The following is a 25801-nucleotide window of genomic DNA, read 5'->3' on the forward strand; positions in this document are numbered from 1 at the left end:
GCAGGCGTTGCAGACGCACGATCTCACCCCGCAGCTTTGATCGCCCGCCGTGCCATCTGTTCGAGGGCGCCGAGGAAACGCGAGCGGTCCTCCCGCATGAAGGCGGCATTGTAGCCCTTGCTTTCGCCCGTTTCACGCAGATGCTGCTTGAGGTCGCGCATGGCCACTGCCATCCCGATGGTTTCCGGCGTGAAAGGACGCCCGGTCGGACCGAGCGCGTGCGCGCCGAGCTCCACGACCCTGGCCGCAAGCGGGATGTCGGCGGTCACCACGATGTCGTTCGGCTTTGTCGCCTCGACGATCCAGTCGTCGGCCGCATCCGCGCCCTTCGACACGACGACATTGCGGATCATTGGATCGCGGGACGGACGCAATCCGCCGTTGGAGACGAAAGTGACGAGGAGCCCGTGCCGTTCCGCCACCTTCATCACCTCGTCTTTCACCGGGCAGGCATCGGCATCGACGAATATGGAGGGGGCCGCCATGCTGCCCCCGCTCAATAGATCACGACACTCCGGATGCTTTCCCCCTTGTGCATGAGATCGAAGCCCGTGTTGATCTCGTCCAGCGTCAGCGTGTGGGTGATCATCGGATCAATCTCGATCTTGCCGCTCATGTACCAGTCGACGATCTTGGGCACGTCTGTACGGCCGCGCGCGCCACCGAACGCCGTGCCTTTCCAGACGCGGCCGGTGACAAGCTGGAAGGGACGCGTCGAAATCTCCTGGCCCGCGCCAGCGACGCCGATGATGATCGACTGGCCCCAGCCACGATGAGATGCCTCAAGAGCTTGGCGCATCACCTTCACGTTGCCCGTGCATTCGAACGTGTAGTCCGCGCCGCCGATCTGGTCGGCGCCGCGCTTCGTCAGGTTGACGAGATAAGGCACGATGTCGCCGTCGACCTCCTTGGGATTGACGAAATGGGTCATGCCGAAGCGCTCGCCCCAAGCCTTCTTGTCGTCGTTGAGGTCGACGCCGATGATCATATCGGCGCCGGCGAGCTTCAATCCCTGGATGACGTTGAGGCCGATGCCGCCGAGACCGAAAACGATGGCCGTGGCGCCCTGTTCCACCTGGGCCGTGTTGAACACCGCGCCGACGCCGGTGGTGACGCCGCAGCCGATGTAGCAGATCTTGTCGAAAGGCGCGTCGGGATTGACCTTGGCCAGCGCGATCTCCGGCAGAACGGTGAAGTTCGAGAAGGTCGAGCAGCCCATGTAGTGATGGATCTTGTCCTTGCCGATCGAGAAGCGGCTGGTGCCGTCGGGCATGAGCCCCTGGCCCTGTGTCGCGCGGATCGCCGTGCACAGATTGGTCTTGCGCGACAGACAGGACGGACACTGGCGGCACTCCGGCGTATAGAGCGGAATGACGTGATCGCCCTTCTTGAGGCTGGTCACGCCCTTGCCGACGTCGACCACAACGCCGGCGCCTTCATGGCCGAGGATCGCCGGGAAGATGCCTTCCGGATCGGCGCCCGACAGGGTGAATTCGTCGGTGTGGCAGATTCCGGTCGCCTTGATCTCGACGAGCACTTCGCCTTCGCGCGGACCTTCGAGGTCCACCTCCACGATCTCGAGCGGCTTTCCGGCGGCAAAGGCGACGGCGGCGCGGGTTTTCATGGGGATTCTCCAACACAGATTTCGGCCTCAAACTTTCAGGTTTCCTCGGCGCGATCAACCCTGCACCAAAGTCCAGCAACGCCTCGCAAGGGCAGATTGCGCGCTTGAGCGGCGGGGGCGATCCACATAATAAGGGCGGGTCATCGGAGGAAACGCGCCCGCATGTTCAAGAAGATCCTGATCGCCAATCGGGGCGAGATCGCCTGCCGCGTCATCAAGTCGGCGAAAAAAATGGGGATCGCGACCGTGGCGGTCTATTCGGACGCCGACCGGGACGCCATGCATGTCGAGATGGCCGACGAAGCCGTCCATATCGGTCCGGCCCCGGCCGCGCAGAGCTATCTCGTTTCCGAGAAGATCATCGCCGCCTGCAAGGAGACCGGCGCCGAGGCCGTCCATCCCGGTTATGGCTTTCTCTCGGAGCGCGCTTCCTTCTGCGCCGCGCTGGAAGCGGAAGGGGTCGTCTTCATCGGCCCCAAGCCCAAGGCCATCGAGGCCATGGGCGACAAGATCGAATCGAAGAAGTTCGCCAATGCGGCCAAGGTGAACACCGTTCCGGGCTTCCTCGGCGTGATCGAGGATGCCGACCATGCCGAGAAGATCGCAGGTGAGATCGGCTACCCGGTGATGATCAAGGCTTCGGCGGGCGGCGGCGGCAAGGGCATGCGCATCGCCTGGAAGGAAGCGGAGGTCCGTGACGGTTTCGAACGGGCGCGGTCCGAGGCCAGGAGTTCCTTCGGTGACGATCGTGTTTTCATCGAGAAGTTCGTCGTCGAGCCGCGCCATATAGAAATCCAGGTTCTGGCCGACGCGCATGGTCACGCGATCTATCTCGGGGAGCGCGAGTGCTCGATTCAGCGTCGCAACCAGAAGGTCGTCGAGGAGGCGCCTTCGCCCTTCCTGGACGAAAAGACCCGCAAGGCGATGGGCGAGCAGGCCGTGGCGCTCGCCAAGGCGGTCGATTACCAGAGCGCGGGCACCGTCGAGTTCATCGTCGACAAGGATCGGAATTTCTATTTCCTGGAGATGAACACGAGGCTCCAGGTGGAGCATCCCGTGACCGAGCTCGTCACGGGCGTCGATCTTGTGGAGCAGATGATCCGCGTTGCCGCGGGCGAGAAACTCGCCATTCGCCAGAGCGACGTGAAGCTCGATGGGTGGGCGGTGGAAAGCCGCCTCTATGCGGAGGATCCCTATCGCAACTTCCTGCCGTCCATCGGTCGTCTGACGCGCTACCGCCCGCCCGAAGAGGGGCGGTTCGGCGATGTCGTGATCCGGAACGATACTGGGGTGAGCGAAGGTTCGGAAATCTCGATGTTCTACGATCCGATGGTCGCCAAGCTCTGCACATGGGCGCCGACGCGCCTGGAGGCGATCGACGCGATGTCCGACGCGCTCGACAGTTTCGTGGTCGACGGCATCGAGCACAATATTCCGTTCTTGTCCGCCCTGATGCAGCATCCACGCTGGCGTGAAGGACGGCTGTCGACCGGCTTCATCGCGGAAGAGTATCCCAACGGCTTCGCACCGATCACGCCGGACGAGAGCGAGAAGGGCGTTCTGGCGGCAATCGCCATGGCCGTCGAGCTGCTGCGGCGTGACCGCCTCGACCGGCTCGGCGGTCGCCTCGCGCCTCATTCGGGCGCGGTAAAGCCCGACTGGGAAGTCCGACTTGGAGAGGAATACATTCCCGTGTCGATCGTCGAAGGCATGATCTCCGTTCCCATGGAGGTCGATCTCTCGATAGCGGGCGGAAAGCCGCTCACGATCGCCTCGCAATGGCGCCCCGGCGAGCCGGTATGGCACGGCACGGTGGGTGGAAAGCAGGTTTCCGCCCAGATCCGCCCGCTGCTCAATGGCAGCCGCATTGCCTGGAAGGGAATGGCGGTCTCGGCACGCGCCATGTTGCCGAGAACGGCGGAACTCGACCGGCTCATGCCCGTCAAGCTGCCGCCGGATACGTCGAAGATGCTGCTCTGCCCGATGCCCGGCCTCGTGGTCTCGATCGCCGTCGCGGAAGGTCAGGAGATCAAGGCGGGCGAAACCCTGGCAGTCGTCGAGGCAATGAAGATGGAGAATGTGCTGCGCGCCGAGCGCGACCTCACCATCGCCCGGATCAATGCCAAGCCGGGCGACAGCCTCGCCGTCGATGCGGTGATCATGGAATTCGCGTGATGGGGCCGGTTGCTGGGAAACCGAGAGGAATCGGCATGAGGCGAGCAATGCCGCGCGAATGCCGAGCATGCCGTGTTTTACCGACCGGTTTTCTACCTCCCGGAAGCGTGGATTGAAACTGAGAGGTGGTGAAGGAGTTCATTCGGCCGCCTTGCCGCTCCTTCGCGGGAGCGTGGATTGAAACCACACGCCTTACGGCGAAATCGACATGGCCGACGTGTCGCTCCCTCGCGGGGGCGTGGATCGAAACTTGCCAGGCCTACCATTATGTCACCCAAGGTTGACCATCGCGGAAGCTACACGTTGTACTTTACCGCTGTGGCTCGAAGGCGGTCCGAGTAATCGTAGATGTGATCCAGCGTCTCGATTTGCACTCGCTCCTCCTTCTCTCCATCAAATAGGCTAATGTACTTGATCGCTCTGTTAAAATGCAGTCGGGTGAGAGGCTTGCGGTTGTTGTTATCGATCAAGACGGCGCAGTAGGATTTTGCATCGCGAATAACGATGCGTTGAGGACGAATGACTTCCCGCACGATCGCCTTGGCTATCATGAAGCCTTCGAGTTCCTCTTCGGTCGTGACGACCTCATCCTCGGTTATGGAGTTATTTTCAATCTCTTCAGCCAGCTGCTCAGTGTCGGCCAGTGCCGAGGAAATGCGGCTCTTGACCGAGTCGCGAATAACTTCGCGGAATGCTGATCGCACCAAGCCGGAGAACTGATCTTTCACTGCTGCTGTGAAGCGGCCATCATAAAGGCCCTCAGTGACCATTCTGACGAATGCCTCCGGTGGCTCGTCGACGATCTTGTTTATGGCGGACTTAATTGCCGAAGTGTATTTCAGACGCTCTGCCGTTGCGAGAATTCCGCTGACATCGAAGCCGGATTTCTCAAATTTCTTTAGCTCGGCTACCAGATGGGGCTGCATTTCTGACAATTCGAATGTCAGGAAGGGCCTGGTGTCTAGTTTGTTCGGCTCTTCTAGGTCGGTATGGAAATGGAAGCTCCGACCATTTGTTAGGATCGCAAATTTTGCGCTTGTGACGGTGAAATATCGAAAGAGTTGCGCCAGATGAACTTTATCAAGGTTCGTGGTGATCGGCTTGCATTCGATCAGGATGCGGATTTCGCCGTCCAGCTTGATTGCGTAGTCGACCTTCTCACCCTTTTTCCCTACCGCGTCCGCAGTAAACTCAGGAACGACTTCCGCCGGATTGAACACGTCGTAGCCAAGAGCGCGCAGGAACGGCAAGACTACTGCCGTTTTCACCGCCTCTTCCGTGGCCATGGTGCTCGAGTGTGACCGCACCCGCTCTGAGAGCAGATGCAGTTGTTCTTCAAGTGACATTTTCCCAAGTCCTCCCCAGAACTCCGGTTACCATTGCGTGTTAAAATCGAGTCTGCAAGCAGGAATTGCTTATTGCGCCTTCGCGCGCTAGCTCCTTCGCCAGGATCCTGCGATTGGGAGACCAGCCCCCGTCGCTCCTGCGCGGGAGCGAGTAGTATCGAGCTCCGGTGGCTCCCTCGGGGGGAACTGTAGTTGGGAGCCGCCTGGACACTTACGCTGTGCGCGCTGCCCTTTTCGACTGGACTCGCATGTAGGCGACCCAGACAATAGATAGACCGACACAGATTCCCAGGAGCGGCATTCGATCATGGCGAGTGACAGGCCTCAACGCGACCCGATCCTGCGCGACGCGCTGGCGAAGGACGAAGTCCCGCCTGTGCCGACTCGCAGCTTCGTGCATCTGCGCGTGCATTCGGCTTATTCGCTGCTCGAAGGCGCGTTGCCCCTTGGCAAGATCATAGGGCTGGCCGCGAAGGACCAGGCGCCGGCGGTCGCGGTTACAGACACCAACAATCTCTTCGGCGCTCTGGAGTTCTCGCAAAAGGCGGTGAAGGAAGGAATACAGCCGATCATCGGATGCCAGATCGATGTCGATTTCGCGGAGGCTCCGGACGGAACGAACCGCGGTTACCAAAAGAAGCAGCTTGAACTCTTTCCCCTCGTCCTGATCGCAGCGACGGAAGAAGGCTATGCGAATCTGGTGCGGCTGATCAGCCGAGCCTATCTCGAAACGCCGACCGGCGAGCCGATCCATTTGCAGCGGGAATGGTTAGGAGCCCTTGCCGCAGGCATAATCTGCCTTTCCGGCGGTCCGCGCGGCCCGATCGGCTCGGCTCTGAAGTCGGATCATGCGCCGATCGCGGAGGCGCGCTTGCTTTGGCTCAAGGAGCAATTCAGCGACCGCCTCTATGTCGAGATCGAGCGTCTCAAAGGCTACGACCGGACCGTGGAAGCGGCGACCGTCGATCTGGCCTACAAGCATGATCTACCCCTGGTGGCCACCAATGAAGCCTTCTTCCCCTCGGCGGAGGATTTCGATGCCCATGATGCGCTGATCGCCATTGCCGAGGGCTCGGTGATCGCCGAAGACAATCGCCGTCGGCTGACGCCCGACAATTATATGAAGAGCCAGCAGGAAATGTCGGCCCTGTTCGCCGATGTGCCCGAGGCGATCGACAACACGATTGAGATCGCGCAGCGCTGCTCCTACTACACCAAGACGCGTAGTCCGATCCTGCCGCGCTTCACCGGCGGCGATATCGAGGACGCCGCGGCCGTGGTGAAAGCCGAGGCGGAGGAACTCGCTCGTCAGGCGCGCGATGGTCTCGCCATGCGGCTCGCCACGCGCGGCCTGACGGAAGGGTACACGCAAGAACAATATGCCGAGCGGCTCGAGTTCGAACTCGGCATCATCGAGCGGATGAAGTTCCCCGGCTATTTCCTCATCGTTTCCGACTTCATCAAATGGGCCAAGGCGCACGACATTCCCGTCGGTCCCGGCCGCGGTTCGGGCGCCGGCTCGCTCGTCGCCTACGCGCTGACCATCACCGATGTCGATCCGCTGCGCTTCTCGCTGCTCTTCGAGCGCTTCCTCAATCCGGAACGCGTGTCGATGCCGGACTTCGACATCGACTTCTGCCAGGATCGCCGCGAAGAGGTGATCCGCTACGTCCAGGGCAAGTATGGCCGCGACCAGGTCGGCCAGATCATCACCTTTGGAACGCTGCAGGCACGCGCCGTGCTGCGCGACGTCGGCCGCGTGCTGCAGATGCCGTACAGTCAGGTCGACAGGCTCTGCAAATTGGTTCCGCAGAATCCTGCGAATCCGGTGCCGTTGCCGAAGGCGATCGAGGGTGAGCCTCGCTTCGCGGAAGAGGCCGAGAAGGAGCCGATTGTCCAGACGCTGCTCGATATCGCGCAGAAGCTGGAGGGCCTTTATCGACACGCCTCGACCCATGCGGCAGGCATTGTGATCGGCGACCGCCCGCTTTCCGAGCTGGTGCCGATGTATCGCGATCCGCGTTCGGACATGCCGGTCACCCAATTCAACATGAAATATGTCGAACAGGCCGGCCTGGTGAAGTTCGACTTCCTCGGGCTGAAGACGCTCACCGTGCTCGAAACGGCGGTGAAGCTGATCCGCCGCCGCGGCATCGAGATCGATCTGGCCAAGATTCCGTTCGACGATGCGCATACCTACGCGATGTTGTCGCGCGGCGAGACCGTCGGCGTATTCCAGGTTGAAAGCGCGGGTATGCGCAAGGCGCTGATCGGCATGCGGCCCGACCGCATCGAGGACATCATCGCGCTCGTTGCACTCTATCGTCCGGGCCCGATGGAGAACATCCCAACTTACAATGCGCGCAAGCACGGCGAGGAGGAGATCGAGTCGATCCATCCCAAGATCGATCATCTGGTGAAGGAGACGCAGGGGGTCATCGTTTACCAGGAGCAGGTGATGCAGATCGCCCAGGAGCTTGCCGGCTATTCGCTCGGCGAAGCCGACCTGCTGCGCCGCGCCATGGGCAAGAAGATCCGCGCCGAAATGGACAAGCAGCGCGAGCGCTTCGTCGAGGGCGCGACTGAGCGTGGGGTCTCGAAGCAGCAGGCCAATTTCATCTTCGACCTGCTGGCGAAGTTCGCCGACTACGGCTTCAACAAGAGCCACGCGGCGGCCTACGCGCTGGTGTCCTATCAGACGGCGTATCTCAAGGCGCACTATCCGGTCGAGTTCCTCGCCGCGTCCATGACGCTCGACATGTCCAACACGGAGAAGCTTTCCGATTTCCGCCAGGACGCCATGCGGCTTGGCATAGAGGTGATCCCGCCTTCGGTGATGACCTCCTACCGCCCGTTCGAAGTCGGCGAGAATCGCATTTTCTATTCGCTCGCGGCGATCAAGGGGGTCGGCGACGCCGCCGTCGAGCACATCGTTGCGAAACGCGGCGAGAAGGCTTTTACGAGCCTCGCCGACTTCTGCGAGCGTATCGATCCCAAGATCGTCGGCAAGCGCGTCTTCGAAAGCCTGATTGCGGCGGGCGCACTGGATTGCTTCGGCTACGACCGGGCCACGTTGATGGCCGGCGTCGAGCGCATGATGGGCCTCGCTCAGCGTTCGCAGGAGAATGCGGTATCCGGCCAGGCTGACATCTTCGGTGCGGCGCTGGCCGGATCGGCGCCGGCCTTGCATCTTCCTCAAGTCCCGCCATGGCTGTCCGCCGAGAGGCTGCATCGCGAGTTCCAGGCGGTGGGTTTCTACCTCTCAGCCCATCCTCTGGACGAATACAAGAGCGCCCTTGAAAAGATGCGCGTGCAGAACTGGGCGGAGTTCTCCGCGGCGGTCAAGCGCGGCGCGACAGCAGGGCGCCTGGCGGGGACGGTCACGACGAAGCAGGAACGCAAGACGCGCACCGGCAACAAGATGGGCATCGTTCAATTGTCGGACACGACCGGCCAGTACGAGGCGGTGCTGTTCTCGGAAGCGCTGGCGGCCTATCGCGACGTGCTGGAGCCGGGAACCTCCGTCGTCATCACGGTAGCGGCCGAGGACCGGCCGGAAGGTGTCAATCTGCGCATCCAGACGGTGCAATCGCTGGAGGACGAGGCGTGTCGCGTCCAGAAGGCGCTGCGCATCTATGTAAGGGACGCGGGCCCGATCAGCACCCTTGCCTCGCAACTCTCGACGCGCGGCGAAGGGCAGGTGAGCTTCGTGGTGATCAAAGATGGCGGAGCCGGAGAAGTGGAGATCGAGTTGCCCAACCGCTGCCGGATCTCGCCGCAGGTCGCCTCCGCCATGCGCGCGGTGCCGGGCGTGGTCGAAGTTGAACTCGTATAGATTTTGATCGGGAAGGGGCATGGATCCCGTCAGTCTGGCGGCGTTGCTCGCGTTCGCCGCAATCGCCGCTTACGTCCAAACGTTGACCGGATTCGCCCTCGGCCTGATCATGATGGGCGGTGTCGGCCTGACCGGCGTCATTGATCTGCCGCAAGCGGCTGTGCTCGTAAGCTGCCTGACATTCGTGAACGCGGTACTTGTCCTCGCCAAGGGCTGGCGCGACATCGCCATGCGCGAATTCACGTCAAGCATGGTGGCGAGCGCCATCACGCTTTTTGCCGGCTATTGGCTGCTCGGGGTCATGGCGTCGGCTTCGATGGACTGGCTCAAGCTTGTCCTGGGCTGCGTCATCATCGTGTCGAGCATTCAGCTCGCCATGAAGCCGGTGCAGTTCGCCCGGCCTTCGTCGACATTCTCTTTTGTATGTTATGGTTCAATCGCCGGCCTGATGGGCGGGCTCTTCTCCACGTCCGGGCCACCGCTGGTCTATCATTTCTATCGCCAGCCTATGCGCCCCGTCGCCATCAGGGAGACGCTCGTCGCCATTTTCGCGGCGAATGCCTGTATCCGCCTCGGAATCGTGGCGCATTCAGGCGACATGCCGCCGGCAAATTTGTGGTGGGGATTGTTGTCCATTCCGGTCGTGATCGTGTTCACGCTGACCGCCAAAAAGTGGCCGCCGCCGGTTTCCCCGTTGACCATGCGGCGCCTGGCGTTCGTGCTGCTCTTTCTTTCCGGAGTTTCGCTGGCAACGCCGGCGGCCTATGAGATCTTATTTGCGCCTTCGTAATGGACGGCCCGCGTTGCCGCGGGCTTCTACGCGAATAACCGCTTCAGTCGGCCATCTCGCCCCCCGAGTGCTGCCAGATTCATGCATCCCGGGCGCACGGAAATAGCGGGTGATAGCTGCTATCACTTGGGTTGGCTCCTTCGTTCGGCACCGTTGGGCGGACGGCCGCAATGGAACGGAATGGATCCTCGGGTCACGTCGCCTTCGCTTCGCTCGACGCCGGCCCGAGGATGACGAAGCTTCTATGTCGATGCCAATCGCCAACGTTGACGATTTGCGCAGGTCTTCAACGCCAATCGTCATCCTCGGGCGTGAGCCCGCGCCAGCGGGCGAGCTGACCCGAGGATCCATTCCGTTCCATTGCGGCCGTCCGCCCAACGGTGCCGAACAAAGCGGCCGAATCAATTCCGCCGCAGCTACGCCGACAACCCTTTCGAGATCGGCAGCCTGTGGATCGTCTTGCCGGTCGCGGCTCGCAGCGCATTGGCCACTGCGGGGCCGATCGGCGGCACGCCGGGCTCTCCAACGCCCGTCGGGTTTTCCTCCGAGGCAACGATGTGCACCTCGACCTTTGGCATCTGGTCGATGCGCAGCGGCGTGTAGGTATCGTAATTCGCCTGATCGACCACCCCGCCCGTCAGCGTAAGCTCTTCCTGAAGGATCGCGCCGAGACCGAAACCGATGCCGCCTTCCATTTGGGCGCGCACCTGATCCGGATTGACGGCAATGCCGCAGTCGACCGCACAGACGACGCGATCGACCGTGAAGTCCGTGCCGCCCTTGAAGGTGATCTCGGCCACCTGCGCGACATAGGTCGAGAAGCTCTCGTGCAGCGCCACACCACGGAAGCGGCCCTCGGGAAGCGGCGTGCCCCAATCCGCCTTTTCGGCGGCGAGACGGAGCACACCGGCATGTCGCGGATGCTTGTCCAGCATGGACAGACGGAACTCGACGGGATCGCGGCCGACGGCGGCGGCGATCTCATCGATGAAAGTCTCCACCGCATAGGCGGTATGCGTCGAACCGACCGAACGCCACCACAGAACCGGTATTTTCGACTGGGTGGAGGTAAGGTCGATCTTCACGTTGGGGATCGCATAGGGAAGATTGGCTGCGCCTTCGACCGACGAGCCGTCGACGCCGTCCTTCACCATAGGCGTGCCTTCAAAGATGGACTGCCCGACGATATGATCGTAGAGGGCCACCAGATTGCCCTCCTTGTCGACACCTGCCTGCATCGCATGCACATAGGCCGGCCGGTAGCGGCCGCCCCGCATGTCGTTTTCACGCGTCCACTGCACCTTTACGGGTGCTTTCCAGCCGAGGGCCCGAGCTATCGTGACTGCCTCGACGACGAGATCCGCATCCATCACTGCGCGCCGTCCGAAGCTGCCGCCAGACTTCATGACATGCAGCCTGACCTTGTCTGGCGCGACGCCGCCCGCCTGGGCGGCTGCCGCCTGATAGACATCCGGCATTTGATGGCCGCCCCATACTTCGAGCGTTCCGTCCTCTCCCATCCTGGCCACCGCGTTCAACGGTTCGAGCGAAGCATGAGCGAGATAGGGAAATTGGTAACGCGCCTCGATGACCTTGTCGGCCGACGACAACGTCCCGATCGCATCCCCGTCGTTTCGTGCGGTCGCCGCGGCCGCAGTCTCGGAGATGCGAACATACTCGGCCAGGATTTGATCCGAGCCTCGGGCTTCGGCGGAAGCTTCGTTCCAGCTCACCGTCACGAGATCGCGAGCCTTCAGCGCCGTCCACATGTCGCGACCGACGACGGCTATGCCGCGCGGGGTCTGGACGACATCCACGATACCGTCGAGAGCCTTGGCTTTCGAAGCGTCGAAACCGGCAATCTCAGCGCCGAACTTGGGTGGATGGATCATGACGGCGGTGAGCAAGCCGTCCATCTTGAGATCGATTGTGTATTGCTGGCTGCCATTGGTCTTGCCGGCCGAATCGTAGCGCTTAAGCTGCTCCGATCCGATCTGCTTCCATTCGCTGCGCGGCTTGAGCGGTATGTCGGTGGGCAGAGGCATTTCAGCCGCGGCCGCGGCGAGCTCGCCGAATCGGGCTTGCTTGCCCGAGGGGTGGGAGAGCACCCCTGAACTGACATCGATCTCGTTCTGGGGAACGTCCCATGCCTTGGCCGCCGCCGCCGCCAGCATCAGGCGGGCGCCGGCCCCGGCCTTACGGTAGCGCTCCCAGGACGACACGATCGAAGTCGAGCCGCCGGTGCCTTGCGCGGCGCCGCCCCAGGCCAGATTGCCGTAGAGGGCCGTATTGCCGGAAGCGCCGATCACGTCCAGCTTCGACCAGTCGCCGTCGAGCTCTTCCATGACGAGCGTTGCGATGCCGAAATAGGATCCCTGACCCATTTCGAACTGCGAAGAGTGAACCAGAATCCTGTCGTCCGGTGTGATCTCGACATAGGTCTTGAACGGATTGGCCGGCTTCGGCGTCGACTGGGCTGTGGCGCTATCCGGCCCAATCAACCTGTAGCCGATGACCAGTCCGGCAGTTGCCGCAGCACCCCTGAGGAATTGCCGTCTCGAGGGGCGCAGCGTGGCTAGTTCGGTGCGGAGCGGGAGCATAGGTCAAGCCTCCAGCCGGTGCGCGGCTTCATGGATCGCCGAGCGGATGCGTTGATACGTGGCGCAGCGGCAGAGATTGCCGCTCATGGCGGAATTGATGTCGTCGTCGGATGGCTTCGGCGTGTCGTTGAGCAGGGCGACGGCCGACATGATCTGCCCAGATTGGCAATAGCCGCATTGCGGTACGTCGAGCTCGGCCCAGACCTGCTGAACCGTCGCGCTTACCTTGCCCGACAGGCCCTCGATGGTGGTGATATCTGCGCCTTCCACATCCCCGAGAGCGGTCTGGCAGGAGCGGCTGGCCACGCCGTCGATATGCACCGTGCAGGCGCCGCACTGAGCCATGCCGCAGCCGAACTTTGTTCCGGTCAAACCGATGACGTCGCGCAACGCCCAGAGAAGTGGCATCTCCGGATCGACATCTAGCGTTTGCGCCTGGCCATTGAGGGTGAAAGCGACCATCACAGCTCCTCCTCGCTCGAGCAATCGTCGCTTACGCCTCGGTTTGGCTGGCATTGGCGCGCGTCGCGCCGAAGCGTAGCTGGACCATCTTCGGTTCGTGGCAAGGTAGGGGGACAGGCCGTGACCCGGCAAGCGCGATCATCGCGGATCGCGCGATCGTGAAGGTTACCCGCCGGGGGCAATGTGTCGAATCAGACAGTCGTCACCTGCGGTGCAGGGCGCTTCTGCAAATTGAACAGGTTGCCGCCAAGGATCAGTGCCGCGCCGCAGGCGGTAAAAACACCGATCTGCTCCTGATAGAGCAGCCAGCCGATCATGGCCGAAAACGGGAGGCGCAGGAAATCCATCGGCATGACGACCGTGGCGTCGGCATAGGCCAATGCACGCGCCATGCAGAAATGCGAAGACATGCCGGTGAAGGAGATCACGAGGATCCAGGGCCATAGTTCGATCGGCGGATTCCGCCACGTGTGGATTGCCGGGATCAGCCCGATCACCGACTGGATGACGAGCATCCAGAAAATGATCCGCACCACATTGTCGGTTCGGGTGAGCGACTTGACCATGACGATCGAGATGCCGAAGGTAACGGCGCCCGACAGCATGATCAGGTGCCCCGGATCCACTTGCTGGACACCAGGCCGCACGATGACCAGCACGCCGACTAGCCCGAGCAGGATCGCACCGATCCTTCGAGCGTTCAGGCGCTCGCCGAGAAAGGCGACTGCCAGGAGGGCGCCCCAGATCGGTGTGGTGAATTCGATCGAGATCAGCTCCGCCAGCGGGATCATGGTGAGCGCGAGAAGCCATGCATACTGGCCGGCATAGTGAACCACGTTGCGGCCGATATGCTGGAGGGGTCGCTTGGTGGCCATGGCGGGAAAACCGCCCACGGCGAAGACAAGCGGCAACAGGATGAAAAAGCCGATCACGGAACGCATTTCCATGACTTGGAAAACGTCGAGCGGCGGCATCGTCTCGCGACCCGCGATGGACATGACGAGGAAGGAGGCGATCGAACCTCCCATCCACAAAGCAGCTTTGAGATTCGATTGGGCCGTTGGCATGGCCGCTATCTGGCAGCCGTCGCCGGCTCCGACAACCCAGTAGAAATTATCATTCGACTGGACCAGAGGACCAACGCGCTTGGCCGTCGCTCTCAGGAAACCCGTTTCATGAACGCCATCGCGCCATGGGGCGCCCTGACCTTGCCTTCCGTGATGAAGTATACGAACACGTCGCGCGGCTTCGCTTCGGCCTTTGCGGATGGGTCTGCGTGGTGAAGGTCGGCAGGGTCGCCGCCTTCGGCCCAGGTCTTCGCGCGGGTCGCCCATTCGTCGAGCGCCTTGGGCGTGTAGCAATCCGGATTGTCGTCCTTGCCCGTCTGAAGCCGCGCATAAACGAAGTCGCCGGTGAGGTCGGCGATCGCCGGATAGGTCGCATGGTCGGCATAGACGATCGGAGTCCGGTATTTGCGCAGCAACGCGATAAATTCCGGTACGGCAAAGGACGCATGCCTCACCTCGACGGCATGGCGCAAAGCGACGCCGTCCTGCTTCTCCGGCAGCAGCTTGAGGAACGCCTCGAAATCTTGCGGATCGAACTTCTTGGTCGGCGCGAACTGCCAAAGGATCGGCCCTAGCTTCTCACCGAGAGCGGCAACGCCCGATTCCAGGAAGCGCATCATCGACTCGCCGGCTTCACCGAGCACGCGACGGTTGGTGACGAAACGGTTGCCTTTGAGCGAGAAAACAAAGTCTTCTGGCGCTTCACCAGCCCATTTGACGAAGGTGGGCTCCTTGAAGCTCGAATAGTAGGTGCCGTTGACCTCGATTGTCGGGACCTGCCGCGAGGCAAATCCAAGTTGCTTGGCCTTGGGAAGTTTCTCCGGATAGAAAGAGCTTTCCCAAGGCTCGAAGGTCCAGCCGCCCATTCCGGCCCGGATCGTTCCGGCTTTCGTCATTCCAGCCCTCCTCCTGTCGGCTTCGTAGCATGGACCGATGCCGAGAGGTCTGGCATCGGTAAATCCGTGGAGGCGACCATCTACTCCGCGGCCTCTCGTTTTCCCCTGGGCCGCCGCTCAAGAAGCTCCTTCAGATACTGCCCGGTGTAGCTGCGCGGTTCTTTGACGATGTCCTCCGGGCGTCCTGCCGCAACGAGTTCGCCGCCGCCATCGCCGCCCTCGGGGCCGAGGTCGAGAATCCAGTCGGCGGTCTTGATGACTTCGAGATTGTGCTCGATGACGACGACCGTATTGCCCTGGTCGACAAGTTCATGGAGCACTTCGAGAAGCTTGGCCACGTCATGGAAATGGAGCCCGGTGGTCGGCTCGTCGAGGATATAGAGCGTCTTGCCTGTGGCCTTGCGCGACAGCTCCTTGGCGAGCTTGATGCGCTGCGCCTCGCCACCTGACAGGGTGGTGGCCTGCTGGCCGACATGGATGTAGCCGAGACCGACCTTGGCCAGCGTCTCCAGCTTGTCGCGAACCGCCGGCACGGCCGCGAAGAACTCCACACCTTCCTCGACGGTCATCTCCAGCACGTCCGCGATCGACTTGCCCTTGAACAGCACTTCGAGCGTCTCGCGGTTGTAGCGTTTGCCGTGGCAGACATCGCAGGTCACGTAGACATCTGGCAGGAAGTGCATCTCGATCTTGATGACGCCGTCGCCCTGGCAGGCCTCGCAGCGTCCGCCCTTGACGTTGAAGGAGAAGCGCCCGGGCTGGTAGCCTCGCGCCTTCGCTTCCGGCAAGCCGGCAAACCAGTCGCGAATGGGCGTGAAAGCCCCCGTATAGGTGGCCGGGTTCGAGCGGGGGGTGCGGCCGATCGGCGACTGGTCGATATCGATCACCTTGTCGAGGAACTCCAGCCCTTCGATGCGATCGTGTTCTGCCGGATGTTCGCGCGACCCCATGATGCGCCGCGAGGCCGCCTTGAACAGCGTTTCGATCAGGAAGGTGGACTTGCCGCCGCCCGAGACCCCCGTCACGCAGGCGAACGTCCCCAGCGGTATCTCAGCGGTGACGTTCTTCAGATTGTTGCCGCGCGCTCCGACGACCTTGATGCGCTTGTTCTTCTTCAGCTCCCGGCGCGAATTCGGCATCGAGATCTCGAGTTCGCCGGAAAGATATTTCCCGGTGATCGAGTTCGGATTCGCCATGACTTGCGCCGGTGTTCCCTCGGCGATGATCCTTCCGCCGTGAATGCCGGCGGCCGGGCCGATGTCGACGACATAGTCGGCCGTCAGGATCGCATCCTCGTCATGCTCGACGACGATCACCGTGTTGCCGAGGTCACGCAGATGCCGCAGCGTGTCGAGCAGCCGCGTGTTGTCGCGCTGGTGCAGGCCGATCGACGGCTCGTCCAGCACGTAGAGCACGCCCGTAAGACCCGACCCTATCTGGGATGCGAGACGTATGCGCTGGCTCTCCCCGCCCGACAGCGTGCCGGAATTGCGCGACAGCGTGAGATAGTCGAGCCCCACATCGTTCAGGAAGCGCAGACGCTCGCGGATCTCCTTCAGGATGCGCACCGCGATCTCGTTCTGCTTGGCGTTGAGAACGTCGGGCAAGTCGGTGAACCAGGCGTCGGCCTTGCGGATCGAAAGTTCGGTGATCTCGCCAATGTGCTTGCCGGCGATCTTCACCGCCAATGCTTCGGGCTTCAGCCTGTAGCCGCGGCAAGCAGGGCAGGGCGTGGCCGACATGAAGCGCTCGATCTCCTCGCGCATCCAGGCCGACTCCGTTTCCTTCCAGCGACGCTCGAGATTGGGAATGACCCCTTCGAATGTCTTTGTCGTCTTATAGGAACGAAGGCCGTCGTCATACTGGAAGGTGACCTCGCGCTCGCCCGTTCCGCGCAGGATCGCCTGCTTGGCCTCCCCCGAAAGATCCTTGAAGCGATCACCTACTTTGAAGCCATAGACCTTTCCGAGCGCTTCCAATGTCTGGGCGTAATAGGGAGAGGTCGATTTGGCCCAGGGGCTGATCGCCCCGTCGCGCAGCGACAGGTTGTCGTCAGGAACCACGAGGTCCGGGTCGATCGCCCGCTGGCTGCCGAGCCCGTCGCAGGTCGGACATGCGCCGAACGGATTGTTGAAGGAAAACAGGCGCGGTTCGATCTCCGGGATCGTGAAGCCCGAGACCGGGCAGGCGAACTTCTCGGAGAACAGGATGCGCTCATGCGTCTCGTTCTTCGATTTGTAAGCCGACTCCCCCGCAGTCTCTTCGGCGGGCAAAGGCTTGTCGGCGAATTCAGCGACAGCCAGGCCGTCGGCGAGTTTCAACGCCGTCTCCAGGCTGTCGGCAAGACGTGCGGCGAGATCCGGCCGCACGACAATGCGGTCCACCACGACGTCGATGTCGTGCTTGTATTTCTTGTCCAGCGCCGGGACATCGGCGATCTCGTAGAAGACGCCATCCACCTTGACGCGTTGGAAGCCCTTCTTCTGGAGCTCCAGCAGTTCCTTCCTGTATTCGCCCTTCCGGCCGCGGACGATCGGCGCCAGCAGGTAAAGCCGTGTGCCTTCTTCGATATCCAGCACGCGATCGACCATCTGGGAGACTGTCTGGCTTTCGATCGGCAGCCCCGTGGCCGGAGAATAGGGAACACCGACGCGCGCGTAGAGCAGGCGCATATAGTCGTAGATTTCGGTAACCGTGCCGACCGTCGAACGCGGATTGCGCGACGTTGTCTTCTGTTCGATCGAGATGGCGGGAGACAGGCCGTCGATCTGGTCGACGTCCGGCTTCTGCATCATTTCCAGGAACTGCCGGGCATAGGCCGAAAGGCTTTCGACGTAGCGACGTTGGCCCTCGGCGTAGATCGTATCGAACGCCAGCGACGACTTGCCGGATCCCGACAGGCCGGTCATGACGATCAGCCGATCCCTCGGCAGATCGAGATCGACATTCTTCAGATTGTGCTCGCGCGCTCCGCGAATGGAAATGTACTTATGATCGGCCATCGCCGGTCCGCCGCCTGTCTCGTGAGTTGGGATGGCTGGGATCGCTCCGGCCAGTCCCTATGTAAGCATTTTCGCCGCTCCGTCGAGGCCCTGCCTTGTGGTGGCGCGGGAGCCGCCGGCAGGTTTGGTCTAGGAGCTTGAATGCGGAAGGGCAAGCAAAAAGAACAAAGGCCGAACAGGCTCCTGACAAAGCAACAGGAAGGCATCCTGTGACGATCACAATTTGGCTTTCCGGCAAGGGAAGTGTTGACGCAGCGGAATGTCAGGGGCAGAATTCAGCGGTCCCCGAAGCCGAGCGTCCAGCGGATGCTCTTCGTGACTGGTTGGGTTTTCGTAACGCTGTCAGGTACGAATAAAACGTTTCGGAAGACATCGTGGAAACAAAAGAGGAGCGGAGGCATGAACCCACCGGACAATCTCGTTTGGCTCCACATGGAAGTGGAGCCGCGGCAGCCCTGATCGCGTTTGACAAGCGCGAAGCTGCTGATCCCCTGACAATCAGAGACTACAGTCGGATCGGCTGAAAGGCCTGCATCCGAATTGAACGTCGGCAGTACAACTCCGACAGCCGGACTAGGAAGTCCGAAAGATGGCCCTGCGAGCCCGAGCGGCGGCAGGGCCTTATTTCTGGGGACGCCAGCGAATTACGGTGCGATACGGCGCACCATCAGGATCTCATCTATTTCCCGGCCCTCGTGAAGGAAGCCGCCCCGGATGCGCCCGATCTCTCGGAAGCCTTCGTTGCGATAGAAGCGAAGGGCTGCAGGGTTTTCCACGCTGGCCGACAATTCCAACTGCCGGATGCCGTTTTCGCGCGCGTAAGTGATCAGCTTGTCGAGCAGCTTCGTCGAAACGCCCGTCCCGCGGTGGCTCTTCTGCACATAGACCATCACAACGGTGGCTCGATGCGCCATCTTGCTGGAGCGCTCCCGCATGAGGCCCATGAGGCCGATGGGCCTCTCGCCGTCGAACGCGACGAAAACGGAATTGCCTGTTATGCGCCGACGCCATTCCTCATCCGGCAGCTTCTCCCAATCTTCCACGCTGCTCGCAAACGACGCCGGTTCGAGACGCAAGGCCTCGAGCCGGATACTCTGGAAAGCCTCGATGTCGTCAGGATCGAGGAGGCGGATCATCGTGAACGCCAATTCGGCACCTGCGGGATCGGACTAACGACGCCGACGTTCCTCTGAATCGGCGCTGCTGGCCCCGATCTGGAACATGACGCTGCCGGAGATCCTGACGTCCCAGTCTCCGACTTTGAAGTAGCCATCGTCCGTGTCGGGGGCCTCCAGCGGCTCGGGGGCAGGCGTGACGATGCTGTAGTTGCCTTCCACGCCGGGCAGGGCATCTGAGGCCTTCTTGCCGGAAACCTGGTCGGCCCAGGCCGGTGCCGCCAGTGAAAGCAACAGCCCTGCGAGTACGTAAGGTCGGTGGAAGCGTCGGCTCGTCATGCAACCCTTATATGCGGCGCTCCCCTGCCAGCCAAGTAACGATCCTGTTTGCCCAGAAGACACAATCAAGGGTTGCATGGAACAGGTCCGAAGGCCTGGAAATCCTGGCTTCTCGATCGCCTCTTGCCAAGCGCCGCAATTCTGGCTAGAACATAAAGAGAACAAACTATTTGTGGACAGGGACCACCTGATACGACCGGACGCGGCGCGCCGGCAAAGGTGATCGGATAGAATGCGCCGACAATTGCTTTTTGTTTCGGACGAGCGCGGAGAAGTATCATGGCGGGTAGCGTCAACAAGGTCATTCTGGTCGGCAATCTAGGCGCGGATCCCGAAATCCGGCGGCTCAATTCCGGCGATCCCGTCGTCAACATCAGGATTGCCACATCCGAAACCTGGCGCGACAAGATGACCGGCGAGCGCAAGGAAAAGACCGAATGGCACAGTGTCGTGATCTTCAACGACAATCTTGCCAAGGTCGCTGAGCAATACCTGAAGAAAGGCATGAAGGTCTATGTCGAGGGTCAGCTCCAGACCCGCAAGTGGCAGGACCAGAACGGCCAGGATCGGTATACGACCGAGATCGTGCTCCAGAAGTTCCGCGGCGAGCTGCAGATGCTCGATGCTCGCGGCGGAGGAGGCGAGGGCCAGGTCGGTTATGGAGGCGGTGGCGGCCGAGGGTCGGATTTCGGTCAATCGGGCCCGGACGACAGCTACAACCGCGGCGGTGGCGGCAGCCGGGGTGGCGGGGGATCGCGCGAGCTCGATGACGAGATCCCGTTCTAAGGCTATGCATGTCGCCCAAAAGTGTTCAGCGCTTTTGGCATAACGGCATGCACAATCAAGCACATAAAGCGTGTCGCTGAGTCCGATTATCGGCGACACGCTTTAGGAGTTTTCGGCGGCGGCTTTCGGGCCGGTATTCAGCTCTCGAAGCTTGGTCACGAATTGCTGTGGCCGGAGATACCTGGAAGGGACCTTGTATCCCATGGAGCGCGCAATGTCGCCGGTGAAGGCGTTGCAATTGTAGACCGAAGCTTGCCAAAGCCCCGCTCTGGCTTGAAGCTTGCGTATCTTCGCAACGGCATCGTCATACTCGGCTTTGTTCAACATCACGCGCCAGCTGGCCGCCCTGTATTGTTCCTCCAAGTCGCCGTCGCTCCATCCCGTTTCGGCGGGCACTGGCATGAAGTGGCCGAGAACATAGGGGACCGGGCTGTTTGACGCCGGGTGGAGGCCCGCAACCTCGGGATTGACGGCCTTCCCGGCTTCGTTCAGGCGACCGAAAACGACATAGGTATGGCCGTAGCTCAGCGCGTAGCGGGCACGGAATTCGACGAAGTAGGGGCGCTCCTTGTCACGAGACGGGCTTGCCGCCTTCCCCGCGCGGCCTGTCGCAGTCACCGATGGCGCAATCGAGGCTATGCGGCTCTGGCCAATCGACACATAGCCAGGCTGAGGCGGCAGATCTTGACATCCTGTTGTCGCGAGCGCGATGCAAGTCACAATCAGAATTGCAATGTTTCTCATCTTCAGCCTGCCAAAAAACGAGTCAGAGAATCACAGTTACGGTATCATCCCATCGCTCGTTTGACCAAGATGTCTCATGGAGCTTGGTCTGAAAGCAGCAGGCGCTGCTTTGTTTCGAAAGTTATCGGCGCACCCAAAGGCTGCCAAAGGGGCGTAAGTGTGTCTCGATTGGGATGCCGAAAACTACAAAGAACGGTGGAGAATTTGCCCCGAAAACCACCTGTTGTTGACGCAATTGTCGTGTCTATGGCGTCGGGTCTTCGGCGCGATTGTAGGCATGGGGTTCCGACAATGCGTGCTGGCTGTGGCGGCGTTACGCTCCGACAACGTCGATCTGCCATTGTCGAGCCGCCGCCAGAACAAGCGACAAACTTCTCCGCGGGGCAGAGCAGGTATCGTCTGCAGGGTCAGTCAAAGGGCCCCAATCCTGCTTTCCTCAGTGAGCCGAGGAACAATTCGGCATCTTCCGGACGGCCAAACCGCAACAGCGCCTCTTGCCGAGCGTTTCGCACCAAAGCGGGTTGATGTTTCAGGAGCCAAGAGCGCTCGCTTGCGAGCTCCTCCTTGTAACCTCCTTCGGCAAAGATCGCGGCAGCGATCAGGCGGTACAGGCCGTTGGTTGTAACATTTGCTTTCCTGATCCACATGGCGGCCTGCTGGTGGTCGCCGCTGAAATAAGAGCAAACGGCCAGCCCCACCTCGTAATAGGCGAGAGGGCCTGGATTGCGTTCACGCGCTTCGGCAACCAGCGGACATCCCTCATCCCAATTTCCGGATAGCGCCAGCCGGTATCCATACTCGCCCATAAGCACGGTGTCGTTGGGATTGATGGCCATTGCGCGGCTGCCGACTCTCATGGCCGCATCGATGTCTCCTCTGAAATACAGAGCGAACATCTGTGCCTGGAGACCCCTGGCATTGAGTGGCTCCAATTCCGTGGCACGGTTGGCAGTGGCCAGGGCACGATCGATCCACTGCGCCGAATACACGGGATCGAACGGGTGATGGAACCGAACCTCGTCAATGTAGGTCAACGACAGGAGCGCCCAGCCGGTGGCATAGCTGGGAAAGCGCTCCACTGCCTTTTCGAGACACGCGCGGACAGACGGACGAAGGGCCGCATCGAACCCGGCTCGATATGAGTAATAGGAAAGCGTGCACGAATAGGCTGCCCAATCGTCGGGAGGGTTGGGCACCACGAGCTTGGCGTCCGCCTCAAATATAGCCCCATAAGCCTGAGCCAGACTTGTCGCTACGTTGCTTGCGACATCGGCCTGAGCTTTCAAAAGATCGGGAACCGTCGTTGTGGCGTCGTAGCTCTGGGCCCAGAGCACCGATCCATCCGTGCGATTGAACATACGAATCCGAAACCGGAACGTGTCGGCTGATAGATCCACGCTTCCTGCAAGTGCATACCTCACCTGTGGAAGCGTTGACGGGCCGGATGACTGAACGACAACGATGTCCTTGAATTTGGAGAGTTGCCCGACGACCTCCTGCGTGAGCCCGCGGGCAAGGGCTGCAGACTCGTCCGACCCCGTCAAGTCGTCGAACCATTCAACCAGCAAGCGTGGGATTTCCGGCCTTGCGGGAGCGGGGCGGGACGAATAACCCCACCAGATCAATATGAGGGCGGCACCAACCAACGCCGTCGCCGCTAACCCGATATGAAGCCTGAGCCGCGGCCGCGAGTCGGGAGGCGAGGCAGTGACGACAGGCTTTTCAACGTCAGGGCTGTCGGTGCAACGCAGCGAGAAAGTGGGAACGTAACCGCCTTTTGGGATGCTGATGAGTATCGGATCAACCTGTCCCGCAGTCAGATAGTAACGTTCGAGTGCCCGACGGAGATGGCCCGCCTGGACACGAACGATTGGATCCGCTTGCGGGTCGAAGGAAGCGTCGCGGCCAAAAACCTCGATTGCTATCGAATATGCCTTGATGCGGCTGCCGCGCCCAGACAGCGCCTCTTCCACTACATAGCCGAGGAACCGGTGTTCGCGATCGGTTGCGTCAAAGTCCGGGCTGCTCAGGATGCGGGCGAGTTGGGCACGACAGTCCTCCACGGGAAGGCCGATTTCCTCTGTTGCAGAGGCTTGCGCGCGGATCACCACTCCCCCCTTGCCCTTCTTCGGCGACTTGCCCGGCTTTTAGTTTGTCGGGCTGGCAGTCTTCTATGTAATTTACATGCCGATTCTTGCTCCATCAATAGTCCGTAACTAGCCTCTTAAACGGCAGGTTGCGGTATGGAGAATAGAGCTGCGAGAAATAGGGAAGCTCTATTGTCGGCGTTGCGCCGATTTCCAGAGCTCGAACTCAAAATCCGTCGAATGATCGCGGCGGACCAGACTTTTCGCGACATGTGCGAGGAACTTGCAGAAGCTGAAGCAGCGTTGTCGAGAGTCGAGCAGCTTCCGTTGCCGGTCCGCGAGGCGAGGAAGGCTGAATGGCAGGAAATTACCGAGCGATTGACTCGCGAAATTGACGCCGCACTGCGGGGAAATCAGCCGCCGAACATGCATTGATCCCCCCGCACAGTGGCAACTTGTCCTGCGGCAAAGGCCAGCGGCATCGACGCCCTTCGTGCATTTCCGTCGGCGGCCGTCTTCTTCCCGATGGGATGTTCACAAAGGCTACCTTCATCGGCGCCATTCCGACTCGACGGCGTTGAGTGCTCGTTTCCCACGTAAAGCACTGTAAAATACATCCTCAGATGATTGTCAGCAAAGTAAACTCGAGCTCGTGTTTCAATGTTGGAGGTCATGATGAATATCACGCGTCGAACTCTTACTCTCGGCGGCTTGAGTTTGCTTGCCGGGTCGTCAGCAATTTCCCTTGCCCGCGCGGATTTCGGCGAGGGAGGTTTCCAGATCGGTGAAGACCTAGAGAATTTCTGGATAGCGACCGATGCATACATCTACGGCTATCCCCTGGTCACAATGGAAATGACCCGTCGCGTCATGACCAATGTCGCCGAGGTGAAGGGCACTCGCGGCCCCATGGGGCATATCATCAAGTTGCGCCAATATCCTGACGCTTCGTTCAGGGATGTGACTGCGCCGAATGCCGACACTCTGTACACGACTTCCTTTTTCGATGTCGGCAAGGAGCCGTACGTGCTCAGCGTGCCGGACATGAAAGGGAGATACTATTTGCTGCCGCTGCTCGACGGCTGGACGAATGTCTTCCAGGTGCCGGGCAAGCGGACCACGGGAACCGGAGCCCAGACGTTTGCCATCACGGGTCCCGGCTGGAGCGGAACTCTTCCTGAAGGCGTGACACAATATCAATCGCCAACCAATATGGTTTGGTTGCTCGGCCGTATCTATTGCACGGGAACGCCCGAAGACTATGCGGCGGTGCACGCATTGCAGGACGAATTCAAGTTGGTGCCGCTCAGCGCTTACGGAAAAGACTATACGCCGCCACCGGGCAAGGTCGATCCGTCCATCGACATGAAGACTGCCGTGCGCGATCAGGTCAATCGTCTCGACGCGGTCGAGTACTTCACCCTCCTGGCCGGCTTGATGAAGGCGAACCCGCCATCCGAGGCCGATGCGCCTGCGCTCGAACGCTTCGCCCGGATCGGACTCGTTCCTGGTCAGGGTTTCGACGCCAGCAAGCTGAAGGCGGACTTCCGCGATCGTATCCCGGTGATCGGTTTTGATCGGATCATGCTGCAGTTCAAGATCAACAGCCAGGTAAAGGATATCAACGGCTGGGCTTTCACGACCAAGACCGGGCTCTACGGCACGGACTATCTGATGCGAGCTCTCATAACCGCCATCGGGCTCGGCGCCAATCGCCCCCAGGACGCGGTCTATCCGACTTCCGAGAAGGATGCGCATCACCGCTCCTACGACGGCCGCAAGAACTATGTCATCCATTTCGAAAAAGGCCAGACACCGCCGGTTACGGGTTTCTGGTCCATCACGATGTACGATGAGAACTTCTTCTTCGTCGCCAATCCGCTCGACCGCTACTCGATCAGTCCCCGCCAAGATCTGAAGTACAATGCGGACGGATCTCTCGACCTGTACCTGCAGCACTCGTCTCCGGGTGCGGAAAAGGAGTCGAACTGGCTGCCCGCCCCAGAGGGCAAGTTCTTCCTCATGTTGAGAATGTACTGGCCGAACGAAAACGATCCTTCGATCATCGACGCGACCTGGACAATTCCTCCAGTGGAGGAAGCAGGCTGACGGCAACATCGTTGGTTTGGCGGCATCCCGTGGTCGAACGACCACTTCCGGGATGCCGCCTTTTCATCAAGCTCGTGGCACCCCATCGACGCCGCGAGAGCAGAGTTGCCCGACAGTTCGAAGGAGTGATACGCATGGTTCTCAGAAGCATTCTACTTGCCGTGACGGTGGCCGCCGGCATTTCGCTATCGGCCGGCGCGGCGTTCGCGCAAGATGCGATCTCGGCCCCCGCAACGAAATCGATCGGTGCCGCGAAACCCAAAATCGAGCCCGCCCTGATCGTCCTCAACTCCAAAGGTGCCGAGCTCGCCGACGGCAAGCTTGTTCTCTCCGGAGTATCGCCGAACTCCATCATGTTCGCCGATCGTCCGGTGCGCGCCGCGGGCCATGTGCTTACCTCGCATGTGATCGAGGAATGGGCCGAGGGCAGCGACAGCTTCGCCAAGGATCCTCCGAATGCGACCGTGTCGGTTCTTGGCAAGGGCGGCAATTCCGTCCTGGACGCCGTCGTGACGCTGACAGCGCCGCGATTGGAGGGCGAGATGTTGACCTTCGACGTCGACGTTCTGGAGGGGAGCATCGAGGGCTCCGAGGGTCCCGCCTCAATTTTCATAGACATCATCGGTATGCCCTTCACGCCGCTGTCCTTTGCCGGAGCGGCGAGGCGGTCCGCCTATCGCGGCGCCTGGTATGCCGGCGCAATGGCAGGCGCGGCTGCATCTCCGTACTATTATCCACACCCTTATGCGCGGCCAGCCTGCGGCATCTACCCGTATCCGCCGTGCTACTAACGACACCAGGAGCTTCTGCGCTGGCGCTCCAGG

The 25801-nt window shown here is 61.0% G+C and carries 19 protein-coding genes; 7 read left to right on the plus strand and 12 right to left on the minus strand.

All coding sequences use genetic code 11. The annotated features are described in order from the left end of the window. Positions 1–23: 23 nt before the first annotated feature. Positions 24–485, minus strand: coding sequence for a YaiI/YqxD family protein (locus ACCO56_RS12390; protein WP_433641018.1), 462 nt, complete (start codon positions 483–485; stop codon positions 24–26). Between the two features lie 11 nt (positions 486–496). Beyond that, a complete protein-coding gene (locus ACCO56_RS12395) occupies positions 497–1624 on the minus strand; it encodes an S-(hydroxymethyl)glutathione dehydrogenase/class III alcohol dehydrogenase (RefSeq protein WP_433641020.1) in 1128 nt (375 codons plus the stop codon). Positions 1625–1786: 162 nt separating this feature from the next. Here ACCO56_RS12395 and ACCO56_RS12400 point away from each other — a divergent pair, with 162 nt between their 5' ends. Continuing rightward, a complete protein-coding gene (locus ACCO56_RS12400) occupies positions 1787–3799 on the plus strand; it encodes an acetyl-CoA carboxylase biotin carboxylase subunit (protein WP_433641022.1) in 2013 nt (670 codons plus the stop codon). 296 nt (positions 3800–4095) lie between these two features. On the opposite strand, the gene ACCO56_RS12405 is transcribed toward ACCO56_RS12400, so the two are convergent. Further along, positions 4096–5145 (minus strand): type I restriction endonuclease, encoded by a 1050-nt coding sequence (locus ACCO56_RS12405; RefSeq protein ID WP_433641024.1) that lies wholly within the window; start codon positions 5143–5145, stop codon positions 4096–4098. 307 nt (positions 5146–5452) lie between these two features. Between ACCO56_RS12405 and dnaE the strand changes: the two genes are divergently transcribed. Beyond that, on the plus strand, positions 5453–8980 hold the full coding sequence (gene dnaE, locus ACCO56_RS12410) for a DNA polymerase III subunit alpha (RefSeq protein WP_433641025.1): 3528 nt from the start codon (positions 5453–5455) through the stop codon (positions 8978–8980). A gap of 19 nt (positions 8981–8999) precedes the next feature. Next, positions 9000–9770 (plus strand): TSUP family transporter, encoded by a 771-nt coding sequence (locus ACCO56_RS12415; RefSeq protein WP_433641027.1) that lies wholly within the window; start codon positions 9000–9002, stop codon positions 9768–9770. A gap of 416 nt (positions 9771–10186) precedes the next feature. Here ACCO56_RS12415 and ACCO56_RS12420 read toward each other — a convergent pair whose 3' ends face one another. The 7 genes from ACCO56_RS12420 to ACCO56_RS12450 all read right to left on the minus strand — a co-directional run bounded on the left by ACCO56_RS12420 (position 10187) and on the right by ACCO56_RS12450 (position 19251). Beyond that, positions 10187–12370, minus strand: coding sequence for a molybdopterin cofactor-binding domain-containing protein (locus tag ACCO56_RS12420; protein WP_433641029.1), 2184 nt, complete (start codon positions 12368–12370; stop codon positions 10187–10189). Between the two features lie 3 nt (positions 12371–12373). After that, the gene (locus ACCO56_RS12425) at positions 12374–12832 is read right to left on the minus strand and encodes a (2Fe-2S)-binding protein (protein WP_433641030.1); all 459 of its coding nucleotides are present in this window, start codon (positions 12830–12832) and stop codon (positions 12374–12376) included. 191 nt (positions 12833–13023) lie between these two features. Continuing rightward, positions 13024–13899 (minus strand): DMT family transporter, encoded by an 876-nt coding sequence (locus ACCO56_RS12430; RefSeq protein WP_433641032.1) that lies wholly within the window; start codon positions 13897–13899, stop codon positions 13024–13026. 92 nt (positions 13900–13991) lie between these two features. Then, on the minus strand, positions 13992–14795 hold the full coding sequence (locus tag ACCO56_RS12435; RefSeq protein WP_433641033.1) for a DUF72 domain-containing protein: 804 nt from the start codon (positions 14793–14795) through the stop codon (positions 13992–13994). 80 nt (positions 14796–14875) lie between these two features. Beyond that, entirely contained in the window at positions 14876–17797 is a 2922-nt protein-coding gene (gene uvrA / locus ACCO56_RS12440; protein WP_433641035.1) for an excinuclease ABC subunit UvrA, read from the minus strand. Positions 17798–18441: 644 nt separating this feature from the next. Further along, positions 18442–18933, minus strand: a complete 492-nt coding sequence (locus ACCO56_RS12445; RefSeq protein WP_433641037.1) for an N-acetyltransferase family protein — start codon at positions 18931–18933, stop codon at positions 18442–18444. Positions 18934–18966: 33 nt separating this feature from the next. Then, positions 18967–19251 carry a hypothetical protein gene (locus tag ACCO56_RS12450; protein ID WP_433641038.1) on the minus strand — a complete coding sequence of 95 codons (285 nt, stop codon included), beginning with the start codon at positions 19249–19251 and terminating at the stop codon, positions 18967–18969. A 279-nt stretch (positions 19252–19530) separates the two neighbouring features. On the opposite strand from ACCO56_RS12450, the gene ssb reads away from it, so the two are divergent. Then, positions 19531–20037 (plus strand): single-stranded DNA-binding protein, encoded by a 507-nt coding sequence (gene ssb / locus ACCO56_RS12455; protein ID WP_433641039.1) that lies wholly within the window; start codon positions 19531–19533, stop codon positions 20035–20037. A 102-nt stretch (positions 20038–20139) separates the two neighbouring features. On the opposite strand, the gene ACCO56_RS12460 is transcribed toward ssb, so the two are convergent. Both ACCO56_RS12460 and ACCO56_RS12465 read right to left on the minus strand, forming a co-directional pair. After that, the gene (locus tag ACCO56_RS12460) at positions 20140–20781 is read right to left on the minus strand and encodes a hypothetical protein (RefSeq protein WP_433641041.1); all 642 of its coding nucleotides are present in this window, start codon (positions 20779–20781) and stop codon (positions 20140–20142) included. A 407-nt stretch (positions 20782–21188) separates the two neighbouring features. Further along, on the minus strand, positions 21189–22844 hold the full coding sequence (locus tag ACCO56_RS12465) for a hypothetical protein (RefSeq protein WP_433641043.1): 1656 nt from the start codon (positions 22842–22844) through the stop codon (positions 21189–21191). A gap of 216 nt (positions 22845–23060) precedes the next feature. On the opposite strand from ACCO56_RS12465, the gene ACCO56_RS12470 reads away from it, so the two are divergent. The 3 genes from ACCO56_RS12470 (at position 23061) to ACCO56_RS12480 (ending at position 25768) form a co-directional block, all read left to right on the plus strand. After that, entirely contained in the window at positions 23061–23303 is a 243-nt protein-coding gene (locus tag ACCO56_RS12470) for a hypothetical protein (RefSeq protein WP_433641045.1), read from the plus strand. A 240-nt stretch (positions 23304–23543) separates the two neighbouring features. Further along, the gene (locus tag ACCO56_RS12475) at positions 23544–24977 is read left to right on the plus strand and encodes a DUF1254 domain-containing protein (RefSeq protein WP_433641505.1); all 1434 of its coding nucleotides are present in this window, start codon (positions 23544–23546) and stop codon (positions 24975–24977) included. Between the two features lie 134 nt (positions 24978–25111). Continuing rightward, positions 25112–25768 (plus strand): hypothetical protein, encoded by a 657-nt coding sequence (locus ACCO56_RS12480; protein ID WP_433641046.1) that lies wholly within the window; start codon positions 25112–25114, stop codon positions 25766–25768. The last annotated feature ends 33 nt before the right edge of the window (positions 25769–25801 follow it).

Origin of the sequence: Mesorhizobium sp. 1B3 (assembly GCF_050958605.1) — a bacterium.
Lineage (GTDB): Bacteria > Pseudomonadota > Alphaproteobacteria > Rhizobiales > Rhizobiaceae.